17 protein-coding genes are annotated in these 16,287 nt (G+C 40.9%); 9 read left to right on the top strand and 8 right to left on the bottom strand.

Annotated features, from left to right (window positions below):
• Positions 1-31 precede the first annotated feature (31 nt).
• The 8 genes from pilP to pilV all read left to right on the top strand — a co-directional run bounded on the left by pilP (position 32) and on the right by pilV (position 8,119).
• Positions 32-760 (top strand): type IV pilus biogenesis protein PilP, encoded by a 729-nt coding sequence (pilP, locus tag VGD82_RS11635; RefSeq protein WP_331020550.1) that lies wholly within the window; start codon positions 32-34, stop codon positions 758-760.
• 37 nt (positions 761-797) lie between these two features.
• The gene (gene pilO2, locus VGD82_RS11630) at positions 798-1,994 is read left to right on the top strand and encodes a type 4b pilus protein PilO2 (RefSeq protein WP_331020549.1); all 1,197 of its coding nucleotides are present in this window, start codon (positions 798-800) and stop codon (positions 1,992-1,994) included.
• The gene (locus tag VGD82_RS11625) at positions 1,984-3,564 is read left to right on the top strand and encodes a GspE/PulE family protein (RefSeq protein WP_331020548.1); all 1,581 of its coding nucleotides are present in this window, start codon (positions 1,984-1,986) and stop codon (positions 3,562-3,564) included. The genes pilO2 and VGD82_RS11625 overlap by 11 nt, the downstream gene beginning before the upstream one ends.
• Before the next feature lie 2 nt (positions 3,565-3,566).
• Positions 3,567-4,724 (top strand): type II secretion system F family protein, encoded by a 1,158-nt coding sequence (locus VGD82_RS11620; protein WP_331020547.1) that lies wholly within the window; start codon positions 3,567-3,569, stop codon positions 4,722-4,724.
• A gap of 99 nt (positions 4,725-4,823) precedes the next feature.
• The gene (locus tag VGD82_RS11615) at positions 4,824-5,312 is read left to right on the top strand and encodes a type 4 pilus major pilin (RefSeq protein WP_331020546.1); all 489 of its coding nucleotides are present in this window, start codon (positions 4,824-4,826) and stop codon (positions 5,310-5,312) included.
• 10 nt (positions 5,313-5,322) lie between these two features.
• On the top strand, positions 5,323-6,318 hold the full coding sequence (locus VGD82_RS11610; RefSeq protein WP_331020545.1) for an ATPase, T2SS/T4P/T4SS family: 996 nt from the start codon (positions 5,323-5,325) through the stop codon (positions 6,316-6,318).
• A gap of 20 nt (positions 6,319-6,338) precedes the next feature.
• Positions 6,339-6,827: a type IV pilus biogenesis protein PilM gene (pilM, locus tag VGD82_RS11605; RefSeq protein WP_331020544.1), complete on the top strand. Its 489-nt coding sequence runs from the start codon at positions 6,339-6,341 to the stop codon at positions 6,825-6,827.
• Positions 6,828-6,829: 2 nt separating this feature from the next.
• Entirely contained in the window at positions 6,830-8,119 is a 1,290-nt protein-coding gene (gene pilV / locus VGD82_RS11600) for a shufflon system plasmid conjugative transfer pilus tip adhesin PilV (RefSeq protein WP_331020543.1), read from the top strand.
• Between the two features lie 672 nt (positions 8,120-8,791).
• Here pilV and VGD82_RS11595 read toward each other — a convergent pair.
• Complete coding sequence (locus VGD82_RS11595; protein ID WP_331020542.1) at positions 8,792-9,922, bottom strand: site-specific integrase; 1,131 nt, start codon at positions 9,920-9,922, stop codon at positions 8,792-8,794.
• Entirely contained in the window at positions 9,903-10,157 is a 255-nt protein-coding gene (locus VGD82_RS11590) for a helix-turn-helix transcriptional regulator (RefSeq protein ID WP_331020541.1), read from the bottom strand. The genes VGD82_RS11595 and VGD82_RS11590 overlap by 20 nt, the downstream gene beginning before the upstream one ends.
• 132 nt (positions 10,158-10,289) lie before the next feature.
• Here VGD82_RS11590 and topA point away from each other — a divergent pair, with 132 nt between their 5' ends.
• On the top strand, positions 10,290-12,383 hold the full coding sequence (gene topA / locus VGD82_RS11585; protein ID WP_331020540.1) for a type I DNA topoisomerase: 2,094 nt from the start codon (positions 10,290-10,292) through the stop codon (positions 12,381-12,383).
• Between the two features lie 417 nt (positions 12,384-12,800).
• Here the strand turns inward: topA and VGD82_RS11580 are convergent, their stop codons facing one another.
• From VGD82_RS11580 to VGD82_RS11555, 6 genes are all read right to left on the bottom strand, one after another.
• Positions 12,801-13,112, bottom strand: coding sequence for a hypothetical protein (locus tag VGD82_RS11580; RefSeq protein WP_331020539.1), 312 nt, complete (start codon positions 13,110-13,112; stop codon positions 12,801-12,803).
• Position 13,113: 1 nt separating this feature from the next.
• The gene (locus VGD82_RS11575) at positions 13,114-13,605 is read right to left on the bottom strand and encodes a hypothetical protein (protein WP_331020538.1); all 492 of its coding nucleotides are present in this window, start codon (positions 13,603-13,605) and stop codon (positions 13,114-13,116) included.
• A gap of 83 nt (positions 13,606-13,688) precedes the next feature.
• Positions 13,689-15,212, bottom strand: coding sequence for a DNA cytosine methyltransferase (locus tag VGD82_RS11570; RefSeq protein ID WP_331020537.1), 1,524 nt, complete (start codon positions 15,210-15,212; stop codon positions 13,689-13,691).
• Positions 15,213-15,288: 76 nt separating this feature from the next.
• A complete protein-coding gene (locus VGD82_RS11565) occupies positions 15,289-15,600 on the bottom strand; it encodes a hypothetical protein (RefSeq protein WP_331020536.1) in 312 nt (103 codons plus the stop codon).
• 30 nt (positions 15,601-15,630) lie between these two features.
• Entirely contained in the window at positions 15,631-15,945 is a 315-nt protein-coding gene (locus VGD82_RS11560; protein WP_331020535.1) for a hypothetical protein, read from the bottom strand.
• A gap of 9 nt (positions 15,946-15,954) precedes the next feature.
• Positions 15,955-16,278 (bottom strand): S24 family peptidase, encoded by a 324-nt coding sequence (locus VGD82_RS11555; RefSeq protein WP_331020534.1) that lies wholly within the window; start codon positions 16,276-16,278, stop codon positions 15,955-15,957.
• Between the last annotated feature and the right edge of the window lie 9 nt (positions 16,279-16,287).

The raw sequence follows: 16,287 nt of genomic DNA, 5'->3' as shown, positions 1-16,287 counted from the left end.
TCCATTATCTTTTTTAAAATTAGGAATTACTATGAATACTAAAAAAATCTTAGCTCTAGTTGCTTTGGCGATTTATGCGGCACCGGCAATGACATTTGCTGATGTACCTGCAAAAAAGATACCAGTCAACTCAACAAAAATGCCATCTAAACAGGATCCTTTGGCGGACCCAGTAGCTAACACTGTCAATCAAGTTAAACCGTCAGCAGTACCGAGCAATACGCCTGTAGCAGCACCGGTTGCAGCAACAGCACCAACAGAGGAAAAAGCACCTAAGAAGGCTGAATACAACAATCCAAATGTTGGTAATTTTTCAGAGCTAGATGAATTACGTTCACAAAATGCGTTATTAACAGAGAAATTAAAAAAAGCTGAGTTTCAATCAAAAATGAATGGCACTGGCGGTACTAACGTACCTTCAGTTGGGACATTATCAACATCTACCAGAGTTCGGCCTAGTAAAAAATCAAAAGACATTACCGACTACGATGCGCGTGTAAGGTTGGTTTCAGGTATAGGTTCAAATTTATCTGCGACGATTGTATTTTCCGATGGTAGCAAATCAATTGCACGAGCTGGTAGTCGCATTGATGGACTCGGCACAGTTAGATCGATTAATACCAATGAAGTCATTGTGACATCAGGTAAAGAGTCTTACGCAATTCCATTTGAAGCTGAACCAGCGATAAATTCAACCCTAGGTGGATTAAGTGCAGCGCCCTTCCAAACACAATCTCAATCATTGCCGTTCCAACAATAAATTAACCTGAATTTAAGCGCATAAAGGAATAATACACGTGGCTAGAATTATTGAAATTGCTGGTAAAAAGTGGCTAGTAGGATTGTCTTGGGCATCTTATGAAAATCATCCTAATAAAGTTGAACTACGAGAAGATGCAGACCGTCTTGAGTCAGATTGGGTAGCCGTTAGAGATAACCAGCAGATTGTTCAAGCTGGATTCTGCCCAGCAATTGAAGGGATGAAGCGCCCAGTAAAATTGGCCAGCTTAGGCGCTTATCTTGCTGATTCGCACGAGCAACCTTGGTTAGGTACGTTTAAGATTGCTGATAATTTATGGTGGTATTTAGCAGTTCGTGATGGCCATGCCATTTTACCTAACGGCGATTTTATCGGCGACGAACAAGAGGTTGTTGCCGCTCGTGAAAACCATTCTGGATTTATGGATTGGAATTACATCGAGGGTGGTTTAGATGATTTAGAGCGGTTCTTAACTGACATTGATGCCAAACCTACCATGGCAAAATCATTATCGTCTGGCGCTATTTCCGGAGCGTCTCTTTCAGTGATTACTATCACCATAGCTGCGTTAATCGGCGGAGGCTATTACTATTGGCAAGAAAAAAAGCTACAAGAAGCTCAAGCAATACTCCAAGCCCAGCAAGCAATGAAAGCACAACTTGAAGCTGGTAAACCTTTACCTCCAGCACCCTCTCCCCTTATTAGCACGCCTTTACCTAACGAATGGCTCAATGCTTGTAAGCAGATCATTTACAAGCAGCCATTGTCACTATACGGCTGGGAGCTTGACAAGGTAATGTGCGATCCAGTGAGTACGCATATTTATTGGCTAAGAAAAACTGGTGCTACTGTTGCAGAAAGGCCTGATGGCATTTTATCAGCAGAAGGTGATTCAATTGATCAAACTATCGACTTGCAGAATATTAACAACTCAGAAGTTGATGATTCAATTGATTTAGAAGAAGCTAAATTGGCGCTACGTGCTTGGGCACAATCGGCCGAGTTTACTTTATCTATTAACAACACTTCACCTGTAGTACTACCTGGCGCAGAACCATTAAAAGACACTAATGGAAATCTATTGCCAGCACCAAGGCCACAAACAAGCTTCACTCTTGACCTATCTGTTTCTCCATTAAATCTGGATTTCTCAAGTGTGCCTGGATTACGCTTATCTAAAATCAACACCTCTGGCAGTACATGGCACGTTGAAGGGACATTGTATGGAAAATAACGTAGTGGCAATGCCAGCAAATACAAAGCCATCATTGTCTCCAATACCTCCTAAATTTAATGAGCATATGGTCTTTGATTATGAGAATCATACTGTTTATATCGATCAAAGATTTTGTGGAGATACCATATTTCTTACTTGGATTGAGAGAAATCGTAGAGAAGGAATAAGTCTTAGCGTAAAGCCAGCGACTCCAGACGAACTAGCAAAACTACGTGCGTCTGTGCGTGTTGTTGCTGATATAGATACTGATTTAAAAACCCGTCAAGAAGCGTTGGGGATTATTCTAACAGGTGCTCAATATGGAGCATCCGATATTCATATCACACTTAAGGGGGATCATTCAGAAGTCCAATTCGAAACTAGAAATGGGCTTGTCAGTTACAAGAATTTCACTCAATCTGAAGGCGATAAATTCATTCGATCTATTTATCAAGGGATCGCTAAACTTCGTGATAATAGTTTTAAAGATTTAGAGTATCAAAGTGCACAAGTCGCTGGTGAAGATTTACCTCCAAAATCAGGACTAACCTCGGTTCGTATCATGCGAGGGCCATGTTACCCTCAAGATAAATCCTGCCACTTCATGACATTACGATTGCAGTATGCTGATAGCGCTATTCAAGTTGATAATAGATTGCCTCCATTAAAAGCCCCAGAATCTCCAGCTGGTACGTTCAGATTAGCCAATATGGGATATTCACCTAGGCAAATTGAAAAAATATCAAAGGTTATGGATGCCCCAGATGGCGTGATTATCTACACAGGCCCTACTGGCTCTGGAAAAACAACATCCTTGAATGAGGTCTTAACCCAAATGGCTCGATTAAAACCGCATCGCCGTTTAGTTACCGCAGAAGATCCCGTTGAATATCCAATGCCGTGGGCGGTGCAATTGCCAATCACAGGGGCAAAAGGGGATAAAGAAATTGGTGCAAAATATGCTGAATATGTACGTACCATGCTTCGGATGGCGCCAAAAACAATATTACTTGGTGAGCTACGTGGTCCGGAGGTGGCTATCGCTGCAATTGAAGCATCAATCACAGGACATCAAGTATTAACAACCATTCACACTACAGATCCATTTTTAGTAGTAGATCGTCTGGAGATTATGGATCCAGTCAGATTAAACAGAAAAATCTTTTGCGACCCGAAAATCATTCGTGCGGTAGTTGGCCAACGCTTAATTGCCCAGCTTTGCCCTCATTGCAGCATCCCTATTGCCAATACCAATAACGCAAATATGTTAGATCAAAGAATTAGGAAGTCATTATCGTCGTGGGGTGATATTGGAAAGGTTAGGATTAAGGGTAAAGGTTGCGATAGATGCGGTCATAGTGGCAGTGTGCGCAGATTAGCGATACCAGAAATAATTTTAACGAATACTCAACTAATGAATGACTATATTGAATATGGATCTGCTATTGCTAGACGTAATTATCGGAGAACAGAATATGCGGATCCATCTATGATTGAAACTGCAATTAGATATGTGCTTGCGGGATATATTGACCCTGTAGCCGTTGAAGGTAGTGTAGATTTAATTGAATTAAAGGGAGCGGCTTAATAATGAATGATGTAAATGTTTCACAGGATAGTGTTAAGAAAAGCCCGACAAGAACACCTCTCACTAAAAAAAGAAAAACGACCAAGAAGTCTTCCGATCTTGTTAATAAAATGGCCTTTAATTGGAAAATAAGGGAAGGTCTATATAATCACTTGGCTTCACAAGTAGGAAACGAAGTAACGATTGAAAAAGCACTTGAAACATTTCGCGCAAGATTGGTGCGTAATAATAAAATGACTTCCGAGAAAATAATCGGTGATGTTATGCGGAAAATGCGCGATGGCTCTACGTTCTCTAATGCATTAACGCGCTGGGTACCACAAGATGAAATTATCATTATCAATAGTGGTGAAGTTTCCGGAAATCTACCAAACGCTCTTGAACTTGTTGTTGTGGCGCAGAACCGCCTTATTAGCGTTAATAATGCGATTAAGTCAGCAGTGACTTCACCTTTAATTATGATGACCGTTACTTACGGTACTTTATGGTTTATTGGTAAATACGTAACGCCAGGGCTGCAACAAGCTTTACCAAAAGAGAAGGCTATCGGAATGACTCACTGGCTATACGTGGTCAGTGATCTAGCTAATAGCTACTGGGCTTTTTTACCTCCAATTATATTAATTTTATTTGCTATATTAATTATAAAATCCTTACCAAAGTGGACAGGAAAAAATAGAATTTATGCTGAAAACTTCTTCCCATATTCTTTTTACAGGGACAACCAAGGATATAAATGGTTGATGGGCTTCTCGTCTTTGCTTCGCGCAGGTATGAGTGATGTTGAAATATTAAAACGTCAAAGTGACTTAGCAAATCCTTGGTTAAAAGAGCGGTTACAGGCCATTAAACAAAGAATGGATAACGGGAACCATTTGCAAACAGCATTATTATCAAAAGGTAATAATGGCTTACCTCCTTTCGGATTTCCAAATCCAGATATTGTTGATGATATATCTTCGATTGCGGACTTTCCGGACTTTCCTGAGAAGGCTGTTAAGCTAGCTACTCAGTGGGCAGAGCGTATTGAAGAAAGCACTCTAAAAGCCGCTGCGCGTTTTGGTTTCTGGATGGAAATGGTGATGTATTCAGTGATGGCTATACTTATGGTTGCAATTAATGAAATGACAACACAATTGGCGAGTACGCCAGGGATCTAAGCTTTTTGAGTTGTACTAAAGTGGTAGTTATGCAAGAAAGCATGTAGTATATAGTTGTAATTATTTTATGTAGTATTATTTTTAATTTAGGAGATTGTCATGGGTGAAATTTTTGGTACTTTATTTGGGAAGATTATTGCATTGTTGGGTTTAGTTGTTGTTGTTGGTGTTCTTTATTTAGCATTTGCATCCGATAAAACAACTAAGGCAACTTCAGATATTACTCTGTTAGCCACAAATGCTCAGGCTTTATATAACGCGCAAGCCACTTTTACATCATTAACCAACACAGTCGCTGTATCTGGTCAACTCGCACCTAAAACTATGATTTCTGGTGCATCCACACTTACTAATCCTTGGGGTGGCTCTGTGACAATTAATGTTAATGCTGGCAATGCAGCACAATTTGATATAACAGATACCACAATTCCTGCAGAAGCGTGTTCTAAGATGTTAACTACATTAAGCAATTTGGTTGCCTTAAAGGTAAACGGTACCGCTGTGACTTTACCTATTGATGCTGGTGCAGCAACCGTTAGTTGCAATTCACCTTTAGCTAATACATTAATTCTAACCTTTGCTCATTAAAAGATTCATAATGAAATTAAGCGATATCATTTTTTCAGATCTATACGTTACTTCTGAGGTAAAGACAAGTTGGTTTAAGCCAACGTCTGACTCACTTATAACCCAGACCATACCGCCTGAGTGCGAAGATGAAATTCTAAGGCTTCGTGCACAGTTATTAATTCAATCTGGCAACTCTGATTTTAGAATTGAATGGCCTGATAACAATGGTATTCGCTTGCGTGTAGAGCGTATTCCTGCGGCTAATAATGAAACTATATTTATTTGCCGCAGATTTAGGCTTGCACCTGGCCCCTTGGATTCGCTAGGTGTACCCCCTGCCATCGCTCAAAAATTACTAGCTCCATCATTAAAGGAAGGATTGGTAGTTTTCATTGGGCCATCTGGTGCGGGTAAATCAACAACTGCAGCATCTTTTATGCTGCAACGACTCAGCCTATTTGGTGGAGTAGGATGGACTGTTGAGAATCCTATAGAGTTACCTATGCAAGGAAAGCATGGTAAAGGGGTTTGTTATCAAACTGAAGTATCTAGTGATGGTGATATAGGTAGAAGTATCACCAAATTGTATAGGGCGGCACCTAATATCATTCTAATTGGTGAGGTTCGTGATGGCCCCGCAGTTAGAGAAGCTATCGCGGCCGCCACTAGTGGTCATTTAGTAGTTATTACATTCCACGCAAATGACTTGATCACTGGGTTGGCTAGATTGGCACGTTTTGCAGGTGACGATAATGCAAACGTGGCTTTGTCAGATGCTTTGCGCGTGGCAATCAGCCTATCGCTTCGAAATATCAACGATAAAGCGTTACCAGGAGCACCATCCCTTTCCTTAAAAGACACTAAAGGTACAGGCACGCCACCGCGTGTGTTATCAGTAGATGCCTTATGGACAAATGGAGAAATGGCTAATGCATTAAGAGCGATCATTAAATCGGGTGATTATGGCTTGCTTAAGAGTCAGATTGACAATCAACGTCGAATGCTCATGAATAATATTCAATAATCATTTAAGAAAATATAACTATGGGCACCATGTTCTCACCTGCACTTGTACTAGCTATTTTCTTAGCAGTATTTTCTGTACAAGTTAACCAAATAAACAAAGCAACTCGTGCGGCAGTTATATCGAAGAATATAAACAATGCGAGTCAATTTATAGCATATAAAAATGCCGTAGCTGTTTATGTACAAAACAATCCTACATTCACTGGATCCATTCCAGCTGGAACATTAACTGCTCAAGGTTATCAATTTTCATCAGAATTCTTAGCATTAACAAATAACCAAGTTACAACTGCCGGTACTTCTGGGCGAACAATTACCTGTTATTCAAATCTACCATCTGGAACAATTAATGAAGCCTTAGAACTGACTTCTTATGATGCTTCATTAGGTATAGCAAGCGGCGGAAATTGGACAAGCTACGCGCAGGGTACGAATCAAACAGCATCGCCTTTACCTGTAGCAGTACCAAATAATTATATTGTTTCAGTTATTCAGATAGGAAGTTAATCATGGGAAATCTAATTGCAGTTTTGGTTGCTGGTCTACTAGGTATGATGGCTTTACCTACATATCTAAATTATCAAACCAGCACTAATGAGAATGTTATTTCTGCGAACGTCGCGCAGCAACAATCACAATTTAATCAAGCCTCATCTAGCTACATTGAACAAAACTCAATCGCTATACAAGCTGCGGCATCATCCACTACGCCTGCAATCATAACGGTCGCAATGTTAAAAGCAGTTAATCTATTACCAGCTGCATTCAACGCTACTAACGTTTTTGGCCAAACTTGGACATTACAGATATTAGAACCCTCTGCTGGAAATTTACAAGCACTTGCAATGACCAGTGGAGGCACTGCCATAAATGATAAGCAAGCTACCAAAATTGCAAATCTAGTTGGTGCACAAGGTGGCTTTATACCTAAAAATGATAGTGGAATATATGCCGGCTCGCCTGCAACCGCATACGGAAGTTATGCTGGCTGGACTTTACCAACGGCAAACTATACCGGTATTTCGGGCGGCCAGTTAGCTTCATTATTAACTTTCAATAACGGGCAATTGATTGATAACCGCCTATATAGAAATGCTGTTCCTGGACAACCGCAACTTAATCAAATGAATACTCCTTTGATTATGGCCGCAACACAAACATTAAACTCTGCGTGTACTACTACGGGCGCTATCTCTCAAGATGGTAACGGTGCAGTGCTTTCTTGCCAAGCTGGCACCTGGCAGGCACAAGGTAGCGCATATTGGAAAGATCCTGTTAATACTGCCGCCCTACTACCAACATGTAATGCAGCAGCAGCATGGCAAACAAGAATTGTGCAGACGCCAACCACTGGGACTGGACCACGCGCATATACTTGCAACGGCGCAGCTTGGAGAGCGTTAGCAGTAGACGACACTGGAAATATGACGATAGCGGCAACTATGACTGTAGGGAAAACACAGATTAATGATGTTGTTACAGAAAACACTGCTTGCTCATCAAACGGCCTTGTAGCCCGCGATTCTGTTGGCTTGATACTTTCTTGCCAATCCGGTAGCTGGAAAAAAAATGGCGGAGTAACTAGAAGCAGTACCTATATAACTGCGATTAATGGCTCTTGTAATAATGGGTCATATGCTATCGGCTCACAAACACAGACTGTTTGTAATGGCTACAGCACGTCATGTACCACCTGCACCTCACCCACTACGATTGATTGTTTAAACTTCGTACCTGTATGCTCAACTTTCTGCACTTCAAGCTCTACAGGCACGACTACAACGTGCGCAAACCCTTAGAAAAATTAAATCTAATTAAGCGGCCAATCAGATGAGCATTGAGCAACAAGACTACCATCATTGTATAAAATGTATGTGTATAACCCAGTGGCTGATGTCTTTGAGAAACAATCATAAACCCCTGCAGTGTTCTGTGCATTGGCACCATAAACCATTCCAGAATCACCAGGTGCAAAATATGTAGCTTTAATGCATCTGGTATATATTTGACCTGAACTATCAAGTGTTGATTGTCCAGTCACCGCGAGGGTGCCCCCACTATAACCATTGCAAGAGATGGTTTTCCCTTTCATGGGCGCGAGCATACCCGTTAAGCCAGTACCACTGCTTCCTTGGGCTTTAGCCCAAACACCGGATTGGCAATGAGTTATTCACATGTATAAGTTGTTCTGGTTACAGTCCCAGAGTAGCAGTCAATGACTTGTGCTGATAACACAACTGGAGAGGAACCTGCTGGACAGGAACATGATCCAGTGTTTGAGTTAACTCTCTGACAGCCATTTGTGCCTGAACACATGCTCGAACCAGGACTCCTAACTGCATTAAGGTAGCCACCATTTCCTAAACTATAAAATCCACCAGCGATAGAACCTGTTGCCTGCTTCCAAACACCGGATTGGCAAAACTGTCCTTTTTCACTGAAAAATATTGATACTTTCTCACAATAAAGTATCAAGCCTCCTGCCTCTTACGTGGATCAATCATTATTAAGTCTTTTTCATCGACAATATCTAAATATTGATCTGGCTGCGGAATCTGTTCAGAATCATTAATTGAATCAATAATTTTTCTAAGTAAAGCATCTCTCGCAGCTCGTATGGCATGATATTCAGACTCTGCAGCAACAATAAGATTCTCAAAATCTAATAACCTTACTCTTACTTCACCGTCCTCTCTAACTAACTCGGCTGGATACGGAATCATATAGGGAGCTATTGCCTGTTTCGCCTTATTTTTATTACCCTCTAACTTGCGCACAAGATTAGCTGCACGTAAGTGCGTGTAACGTTTAAGCATTGATAAAGATTTATGTCCGGATATGGCCGCTACTTCAAGCATATCCAAGGTTCCTAACTCAAACAACCTGGACACAGCTTCATGACGCAAATCATGAAAATGTAAATCCTCGATAGCCAACTTCAACCTCATGAACCTCCAAGTCGATTTAATGCCCCTAGACGTGTAATTAAACACCTTCCCTTTACTTTGCCCTTGTAAACGTAATAAAACGTCTCTAGCACGCAAGGAAAGTGGCACATCACGCTTCGAACCATTTTTTGTCTCTGGCAAATGAGCAATTCTTGTTTTTAGGTTAATATTTTCCCAACGCAAGCTCAGTATTTCCCCCTGACGCATGGCTGTTTCCAATGCCAATACAATGATGGAATAAAATTCTGGGTTAGAGTGCGCGTGTGAATATCTGAAGATTAACCGTTCTTCCCTTGCGGTTAATCTTCGATCACGGCCAGGTGATGGCTTTGGCTTTCTGACGTTGCTGACTGGATTTGCATCACAAAAACCCAGCTCGATGCGACAAATATCAAAGAAACTACTCAACAAAGACATTTCCAAACGTACAGTGGCCGTTGAAATTGTCTTTTTTGTCTTTGGACTTACATCGAGTAGGCGCTGGTCCCGATAGGTTGCGATCTGAACACTAGTAACTTTTCTAACGATTAGATCACCGAGGAATGAATTTGATATTTGCTCTATACGATATTTTTCTTGTTCATATCCTTTTTTAAGGATAGATACTGTGTTTTTATAGATTGTTAGCGCATCTCTAACTGTTTTGTTTTTCATGGCATCCCTGCAGCATTTCTTTATCAAAAGCAGCTGCAAGATGTGAAGAAGTTATATTCAATGCCTTACATAATAGACAGATGGTGTCCCAAGATGGTGAGCTTTCGCCAAGCTCTATCAATGATATGAAATTGCGATCTACGCCACTTTCGAAAGACAAGTTTTCCTGCGTAAATTCTCTTGATTTGCGGAATCTTCTTAATACGGTGCCTAATGCTTTTCGTTCTTTTTTCATTGCAGCCTCTAAGTGGCTGCAATATACCCATTAACATGGTACTCATCCTCCGTATATATGCGGAAAACTAAACAATTACCAAACAATGAACATATTATGAAATAATGCATTTATATTAAAAAGGAGTCGTATATGCCAGAAAACTTGATGATTGTCGAATCACCGGCAAAGATTAAAAAATTATCTGAAATTCTTGGGCCAGATTGGAAAATTGCGGCGAGCTTTGGTCATATACGAGATTTATCACCAACCGATCTAGGTATAGCTATACCATCCTTCAAGCCTACATATGAAATACCGGCCGATGTAAAACTACCAGGTGGGAAATCATTTTCAAAAAAAAGCATTGTTACAACTCTTAAGTCTTTAGTTCGCCAATACCCAGCAGCCAATATATATTTGGCCACGGATCCTGATCGTGAAGGAGAGGCTATATCATGGCATCTAATGGATGAATTAAAACTCCAAAGCAATACTAAGCGCGTAACTTTTGGTGAAGTTACTGAGGCTGCTGTTCTTAACGCTGTTAACAACCCTAGAACATTGAATGTACATTTAGTGTATGCACAAGAAGCTCGCAGATGTTTAGATCGCTTAGTTGGGTGGTTGGTTAGTCCTATCTTAAGTCAGAAGGCCGGTAAAAAGGGATTATCAGCTGGACGAGTACAAAGCCCTGCCCTACTTCTTGTGGTTATGCGTGAGCGTGAAATTACAAACTTTAAACCTACTACACATTACAGCGCTCAATGTTCTTTTGATAACAAATGGAGTGCTGAATGGTTAACCGCGCCAAATTATACCAATAATGAAAACCCATATTTCTTAGATAAAACTTTTGCAGCAAAAGTATCGGCCGTTAAACAGTTTAAAGTTAAATCATTTAAACAGACTGAGGAAAAGCGTAGCCCCCCTGCCCCATTCATCACAGTATCTTTGCAGCAGGCAGCCAGCGTTGCATTAAACTTTTCACCAGATGTAACAATGAAACTGGCACAAGCACTAAAGGACGCTGGCCATATTACATATCACCGTACCGACAACCCCAATGTATCAGCGGAATCTATGCCTGATATACGCGCACAAGCAGCTGCTCTTGGCTTAGAAATGCACAGCACTCAAAGATTGTTCAAAGCGAAAGGTTCAGCTCAGGAAGGCCATCCTGCAATTACCCCAACTCACTGGGAAGTAGAGTCAGCTGGAGACACAGACGAACAACGTGCACTCTATAAACTGATACGGCTTCGAGCGCTTGCTTCACAGTTGGCTGATGCTAATTATTCTGTAAGAACCGTTCACTTAAGTGCTAACACTGATGATGGTAAGTTGGTTGAGTTTCAAGCCAAAGGCAGAACTTTAATTTATGATGGGTGGATGAAGCTTATAACCGGTGATCAATCGGTTGATAGTGACGAAGATGAAAACACTGCAGCAATTAATCCTATTCCAGATCTGCAACCTGGTCAGACATTAATTGCATCCAATGGTAAGTTATTAGAAAAACAAACTCGCCGCCCTCCTCGCTACACTGAGGCAACATTAGTCGGTGCATTAGAAAGTGCGGGGATTGGCCGTCCAGCCACTTACGCAGCTATTATCAGTAACATTTTCAGTAAAGGCTATGTGGATTTCGAGAAAAAGTCCAAGAAGAAATTTATTGAACCTATGCCAACCGCTTATACTATTGTTGATACTTTAGTCGGTGCATTTGGATTTGTTGAGCTGGATTATACCAACTACATTGAAACTACCTTAGATGAAATAGCCCAAGGTAAATTGCATTTTAAAGATGTGATGAAGTATTTTTATGATGAATTACAAAGTGAAATAGGTAGGGTTCCATTACCTGAGCAACAATCAGCTCCCACTCCTGCAATAAGTAACTCTGATACAGCAGCACCAACTAAAGAACCAGAAGCCAGCATAGCCTGCCCTACATGTGGTATAGGAACATTACATAAGCGCTCTGGAAAGTTCGGCCCATTCTGGTCATGCTCGGCTTATCCAAATTGTGAGACTTCATTTCCTGATGTAAACGGAAAACCAAACCTAACGCCAAAAGCTGCATCACAGACACAAGACAACAACGCGCCGAAAGTTAAATGCCCAGCATGTGGTACCGGTTCATTGCAACTGAAAACTGGAAAGACAGGAAAATTCTGGGGGTGTAATACATATCCAAAATGCAAGAAAACAATATCAGATAAGAATGGTACCCCTCTGCTTTAAAGTGACCTAGTTATAAACTAGCCACGTAAAACTGAGAAAAGATTGATGGTTAAAAGAGTTTAAGTTTCTTGATTACAACCCAACCATCGCTTTATTGAGCTATCATCCGCGGGATTTACTTGAATATCTGTCACTTCGCCAAGCAATATCCATACGGTAAAGTGCGGTCGCTCGTTGCATACCACTTGGATCATAGCTGCCGTAGGCTCTTTTGCTTTTAAAATAACTTTAGACCACTCTAAGGCAGTAATTGACCCGTTAGACCTGCGTTCTAGATAGTTAAATAATTTATCTCCTTGTGGAGATGCAAATTCACTTATAGCCCAAATCAGACGGTCAGATATGGACTCTGCTGCCGATGGCCTATTTTCACAAAATGGGTATCTAAAATCACTTTCTGTTTCAACTCCATTAACATTAATTCGCTTGAACCAGCTTGAAGGCTGCTCGTCGTAACGCAGCTAGTTCTTTTTTAGTTGGTCTTGCTGAAGCAACCTTGCCAGTAATGGTTCCGTCTGCTGCTGTGATAATGTAACCAGCGCTAGCCAAGGTTCTGCAAGCATTTGCAAGCTCTTGGCTTTCCATACCAACAGCTGGTAAATAATAATGGGCACGAAGACCGTTTTTTTCCAGCAGATCTAGTGCCTTATCTCGCCCGACCACACTCAAAACGGAGCTTTCGACGGAAGTGTCAAACCATTTCGACCATAGAGAAGTAATGTAACCCATATTAAATACTACTAGCTTTTACTTGGATAATTAAACTGCCAGCTTGCATGGTATTGGGTTCGCCTTGTTTAAGCGTAGCATTTTCTTGTGTGAACTCGTGATTATTGAGTTCTGGAAATTCAACTTCCAATCCATCCTCAGTTTTGATTTTTTTCATAGCAATTAGATCAGTATATGTAATCGCAATGTTTGTTTTGATTTTACCGTCTTTCTCTAAAGTTGGATTAAATGTTGCTAGAAGACCTGTTTTAATCTCGCCAGGTGTGGTGATAATTTCACCTTGGCCATTCCGCGTCGCTTGAGCGCGATAAGTAGATGTTTTTGTAATTTCAATTGGTGTAGAAACTCCGTAAGGGGCTGAGATAGTAGTTTTATTAACTATAATGCCTTTATTAATGACGATTACATCAAGCTTTACATTGGTTGAATCTTCAGCCATGGCTGCAATAGACATTGTTGTGAGAATAGCTGCTACTAAAATACTTTTTTTCATTATATTTTCCTAAGTTAAAAGATTTCTTTATATTACGTTGTATTTTTACTATAAGAATTCATTAAATTGAATGTGTAACAAAATTACGCAACCAATCTCATTTCATCACCCTCATGGCAGCAACGAATAAGCGCAGCTGCTGTATTTGGTGAAACGCTATTACCTACCATGCGCACCTGTTCAGCTACGCTAAACTGCCGGCCATCGTGCCCATGGGTGAAAATGTAGTTTTTACCAAAGCCTTGAGCTGAATAGAGCTCTTTAGGCTTAAGCATGCGTAATTTAATATCAACAATCAGATATGGCATGCCTTGGTAAATCACTGTTACTAATGCCAAGCGATCTTTAGTGGTAATAGTTGGCACCGGCTCATTAACGCTGCTCATGTTGTCAGTGCAGTAGTAGCTGATTAAGAAAGCTGATACACGTAAAGCGCTTTCGGTAGTCGCTTCTTTGTCGCCGGAGTGTTGTTGTAGGTGCGCCATTGCCAAAGCTTGACCGCCTCCATTGGCAACAATGGTACCAAATGGAGCTTCAACTGATTTAGCGCCCATGCCCCAACGCTTTGAATCGCCAGAGCCTTCACCATGTCCGGCCTGCACCATCACCGGTGTAATAAGCGTAAACTCACCGCCTTTGGCAGTGGTAATTGTGTTCAATGGATTGTTAATGTCATGTACGCCATTAGCGCTGCTTTGCGTTACTTGAACGATGAACGGATCAGCATTGTTAATGACGAACTTCATCATTCCTTTAGCTATACGGCGCATTGTTGCCTCTGCTAATGGCTTCTTACGATCAAATATTGATTGTGATTCAATGCTGAAATCAATGTGTTCGTGCGCAGCGCTCCACTTCATCTGACCGCGTTTAGGTTTTTTGAAATAACTAGGTTCAGGAAAATAAACCGGTAAGCCATCGCAACGCGCATGCAGATATAAACGCTCACGGGTGGTACCGTCACCATGATCTGCTGACACCATGAGTTTATGTTTCACCTCATAGCCCATTCCTTCAAGCATGCGGACAAATCTGTTCCATGTTTTGCCGGCGCGTTTCTTATCTGGTACCAAATATTGCTTTTCGCGTGGCACAACTTCACCAGTTGAAGCTACGCGGTTAGTAATCTTGCCATCTTCACCGATGATTTTATCCAGCGTAACAACTCGGCCAGTGTCCTTATCGCGCTTCGCAATCAAAGGCCCCCATTGGAGCACTTGCTTAACATTCTCAAGCGTAATGATTCGCGGTTTGACTTGACCAGCCCAGCGCACAACAACCCATGACAAAGCACGGCGCTTCTCATTACGAGGCTGCCCACCAGCTGCTTGACTGTGATGTGTGCAATCAGGACTTGCGTGTAGATGCCCAACTGAGCGACCATGAGTAACGGAATGTGGGCATACCTCAAACACATCTGCAACAAAGTGACGTGTTTGCGGATGGTTTGCACGATGCATCGATAAAGCATCATCATTGTGGTTAATAGCAATATCAGGATGGCGACCAAGAGCCCTAAGAATACCTTCGGACATACCGCCTCCACCTGCGAACAAGTCTACGATCAATTCATTATGTATATCAAGTAGCATCTGTGGGCGGATCATATAAACTTCCATTTTAATATATTACGCATAATTTAATTATTAATTGCACGTTGTAGTATGTATTAAGTTTATGGATTTAAATCCAAGTCTCACAACCTTGTTTTGATTCAGTAACCGGTGATACCAAGGTTTCTAATACTGAATACCCTTGCATCTCTTGTTTAATGCGGTTTAACAGCATGCCACTAGCCTCTTCCCTTGAAGTAGCATTTTCGATTGATTGAACGAGCTTTACAGTAGCGTTCTGATCATTTTTTCTTAGCAATGCTGATGCTACAAATTGCTGGGTAGAAACTTTACGAATTACTGGGTTTTCATAACTATTACCAGCTGCTTGTACACTGGTTAAATTAAGCAATAACAATGTGATTAATAATGATTTAAACATTTCAGTTCCTATATACTTTTGCTGCAAAAGTTATCTACTACGACTGACTCCGCGTAAATCACGAATGCGTTGCTTTAGTCGCCTTATTTCAATTTCAAATGAATCAATTAATTCTTCAAATTCAGAATCGGAGTCAAACCCAAAAAAATTAGATCCGACTCCATTTTCTATATCTTCCAACATTACCTGCAGTTCAATAATAATACTGTTTAACTGTCGCTCTAACCATTCTATCAGGGTGTTATCTTTAACATCGTCTAGTTTATTTAGATCACAGTCTGATTCCTGTGCCGTCTTAAGACACTCAGTTAATTTAACTACCCATTGGTTAATATCGACACTCATCGGAACCCTTTAAACCACTACACCACCGATAAAGGTCCCAGAATTAAGTTCACGGTAATCCTGCATTGAAATCATGGCATATTTTTTATTGTGTGCTACTAAATACAATATACCATTAACTATCCTGGCTTCTCTAAATTCTGTATTTTCATCAGAAACCAATAGAATAATTTTGCCATTGTTTAGAAGGCCCATAGCATCAACTTCTACCACATCACCTTTAGATAGGGTAGGGGCCATAGATTCATCTAATACTAGATAGCTATCATTTCTGGGCACAGAAGGACGCAATTTATTTAATAATCCCAATGTGCTAAGATGCATATTAACCATGATTCAACT

The sequence above is a fragment of the Methylotenera sp. genome (genome assembly GCF_036401095.1).
In the GTDB taxonomy this organism is placed as follows: Bacteria; Pseudomonadota; Gammaproteobacteria; order Burkholderiales; family Methylophilaceae; genus Methylotenera.
This window is presented reverse-complemented; position numbering and strand designations above follow the sequence as displayed.

Bases quoted from the DNA above. Each gene is read 5' to 3' on its own strand.
- pilP (WP_331020550.1), top strand. From the start codon at position 32: ATGAATACTAAAAAAATCTTAGCTCTAGTTGCTTTGGCGATTTATGCG.
- VGD82_RS11625 (WP_331020548.1), top strand. From the start codon at position 1,984: ATGGAAAATAACGTAGTGGCAATGCCAGCAAATACAAAGCCATCATTG.
- VGD82_RS11620 (WP_331020547.1), top strand. From the start codon at position 3,567: ATGAATGATGTAAATGTTTCACAGGATAGTGTTAAGAAAAGCCCGACA.
- VGD82_RS11615 (WP_331020546.1), top strand. From the start codon at position 4,824: ATGGGTGAAATTTTTGGTACTTTATTTGGGAAGATTATTGCATTGTTG.
- VGD82_RS11610 (WP_331020545.1), top strand. From the start codon at position 5,323: ATGAAATTAAGCGATATCATTTTTTCAGATCTATACGTTACTTCTGAG.
- pilM (WP_331020544.1), top strand. From the start codon at position 6,339: ATGGGCACCATGTTCTCACCTGCACTTGTACTAGCTATTTTCTTAGCA.
- pilV (WP_331020543.1), top strand. From the start codon at position 6,830: ATGGGAAATCTAATTGCAGTTTTGGTTGCTGGTCTACTAGGTATGATG.
- VGD82_RS11595 (WP_331020542.1), bottom strand. From the start codon at position 9,922: ATGAAAAACAAAACAGTTAGAGATGCGCTAACAATCTATAAAAACACA.
- VGD82_RS11590 (WP_331020541.1), bottom strand. From the start codon at position 10,157: ATGAAAAAAGAACGAAAAGCATTAGGCACCGTATTAAGAAGATTCCGC.
- topA (WP_331020540.1), top strand. From the start codon at position 10,290: ATGCCAGAAAACTTGATGATTGTCGAATCACCGGCAAAGATTAAAAAA.
- VGD82_RS11580 (WP_331020539.1), bottom strand. From the start codon at position 13,112: ATGGGTTACATTACTTCTCTATGGTCGAAATGGTTTGACACTTCCGTC.
- VGD82_RS11575 (WP_331020538.1), bottom strand. From the start codon at position 13,605: ATGAAAAAAAGTATTTTAGTAGCAGCTATTCTCACAACAATGTCTATT.
- VGD82_RS11570 (WP_331020537.1), bottom strand. From the start codon at position 15,212: ATGATCCGCCCACAGATGCTACTTGATATACATAATGAATTGATCGTA.
- VGD82_RS11565 (WP_331020536.1), bottom strand. From the start codon at position 15,600: ATGTTTAAATCATTATTAATCACATTGTTATTGCTTAATTTAACCAGT.
- VGD82_RS11560 (WP_331020535.1), bottom strand. From the start codon at position 15,945: ATGAGTGTCGATATTAACCAATGGGTAGTTAAATTAACTGAGTGTCTT.
- VGD82_RS11555 (WP_331020534.1), bottom strand. From the start codon at position 16,278: ATGGTTAATATGCATCTTAGCACATTGGGATTATTAAATAAATTGCGT.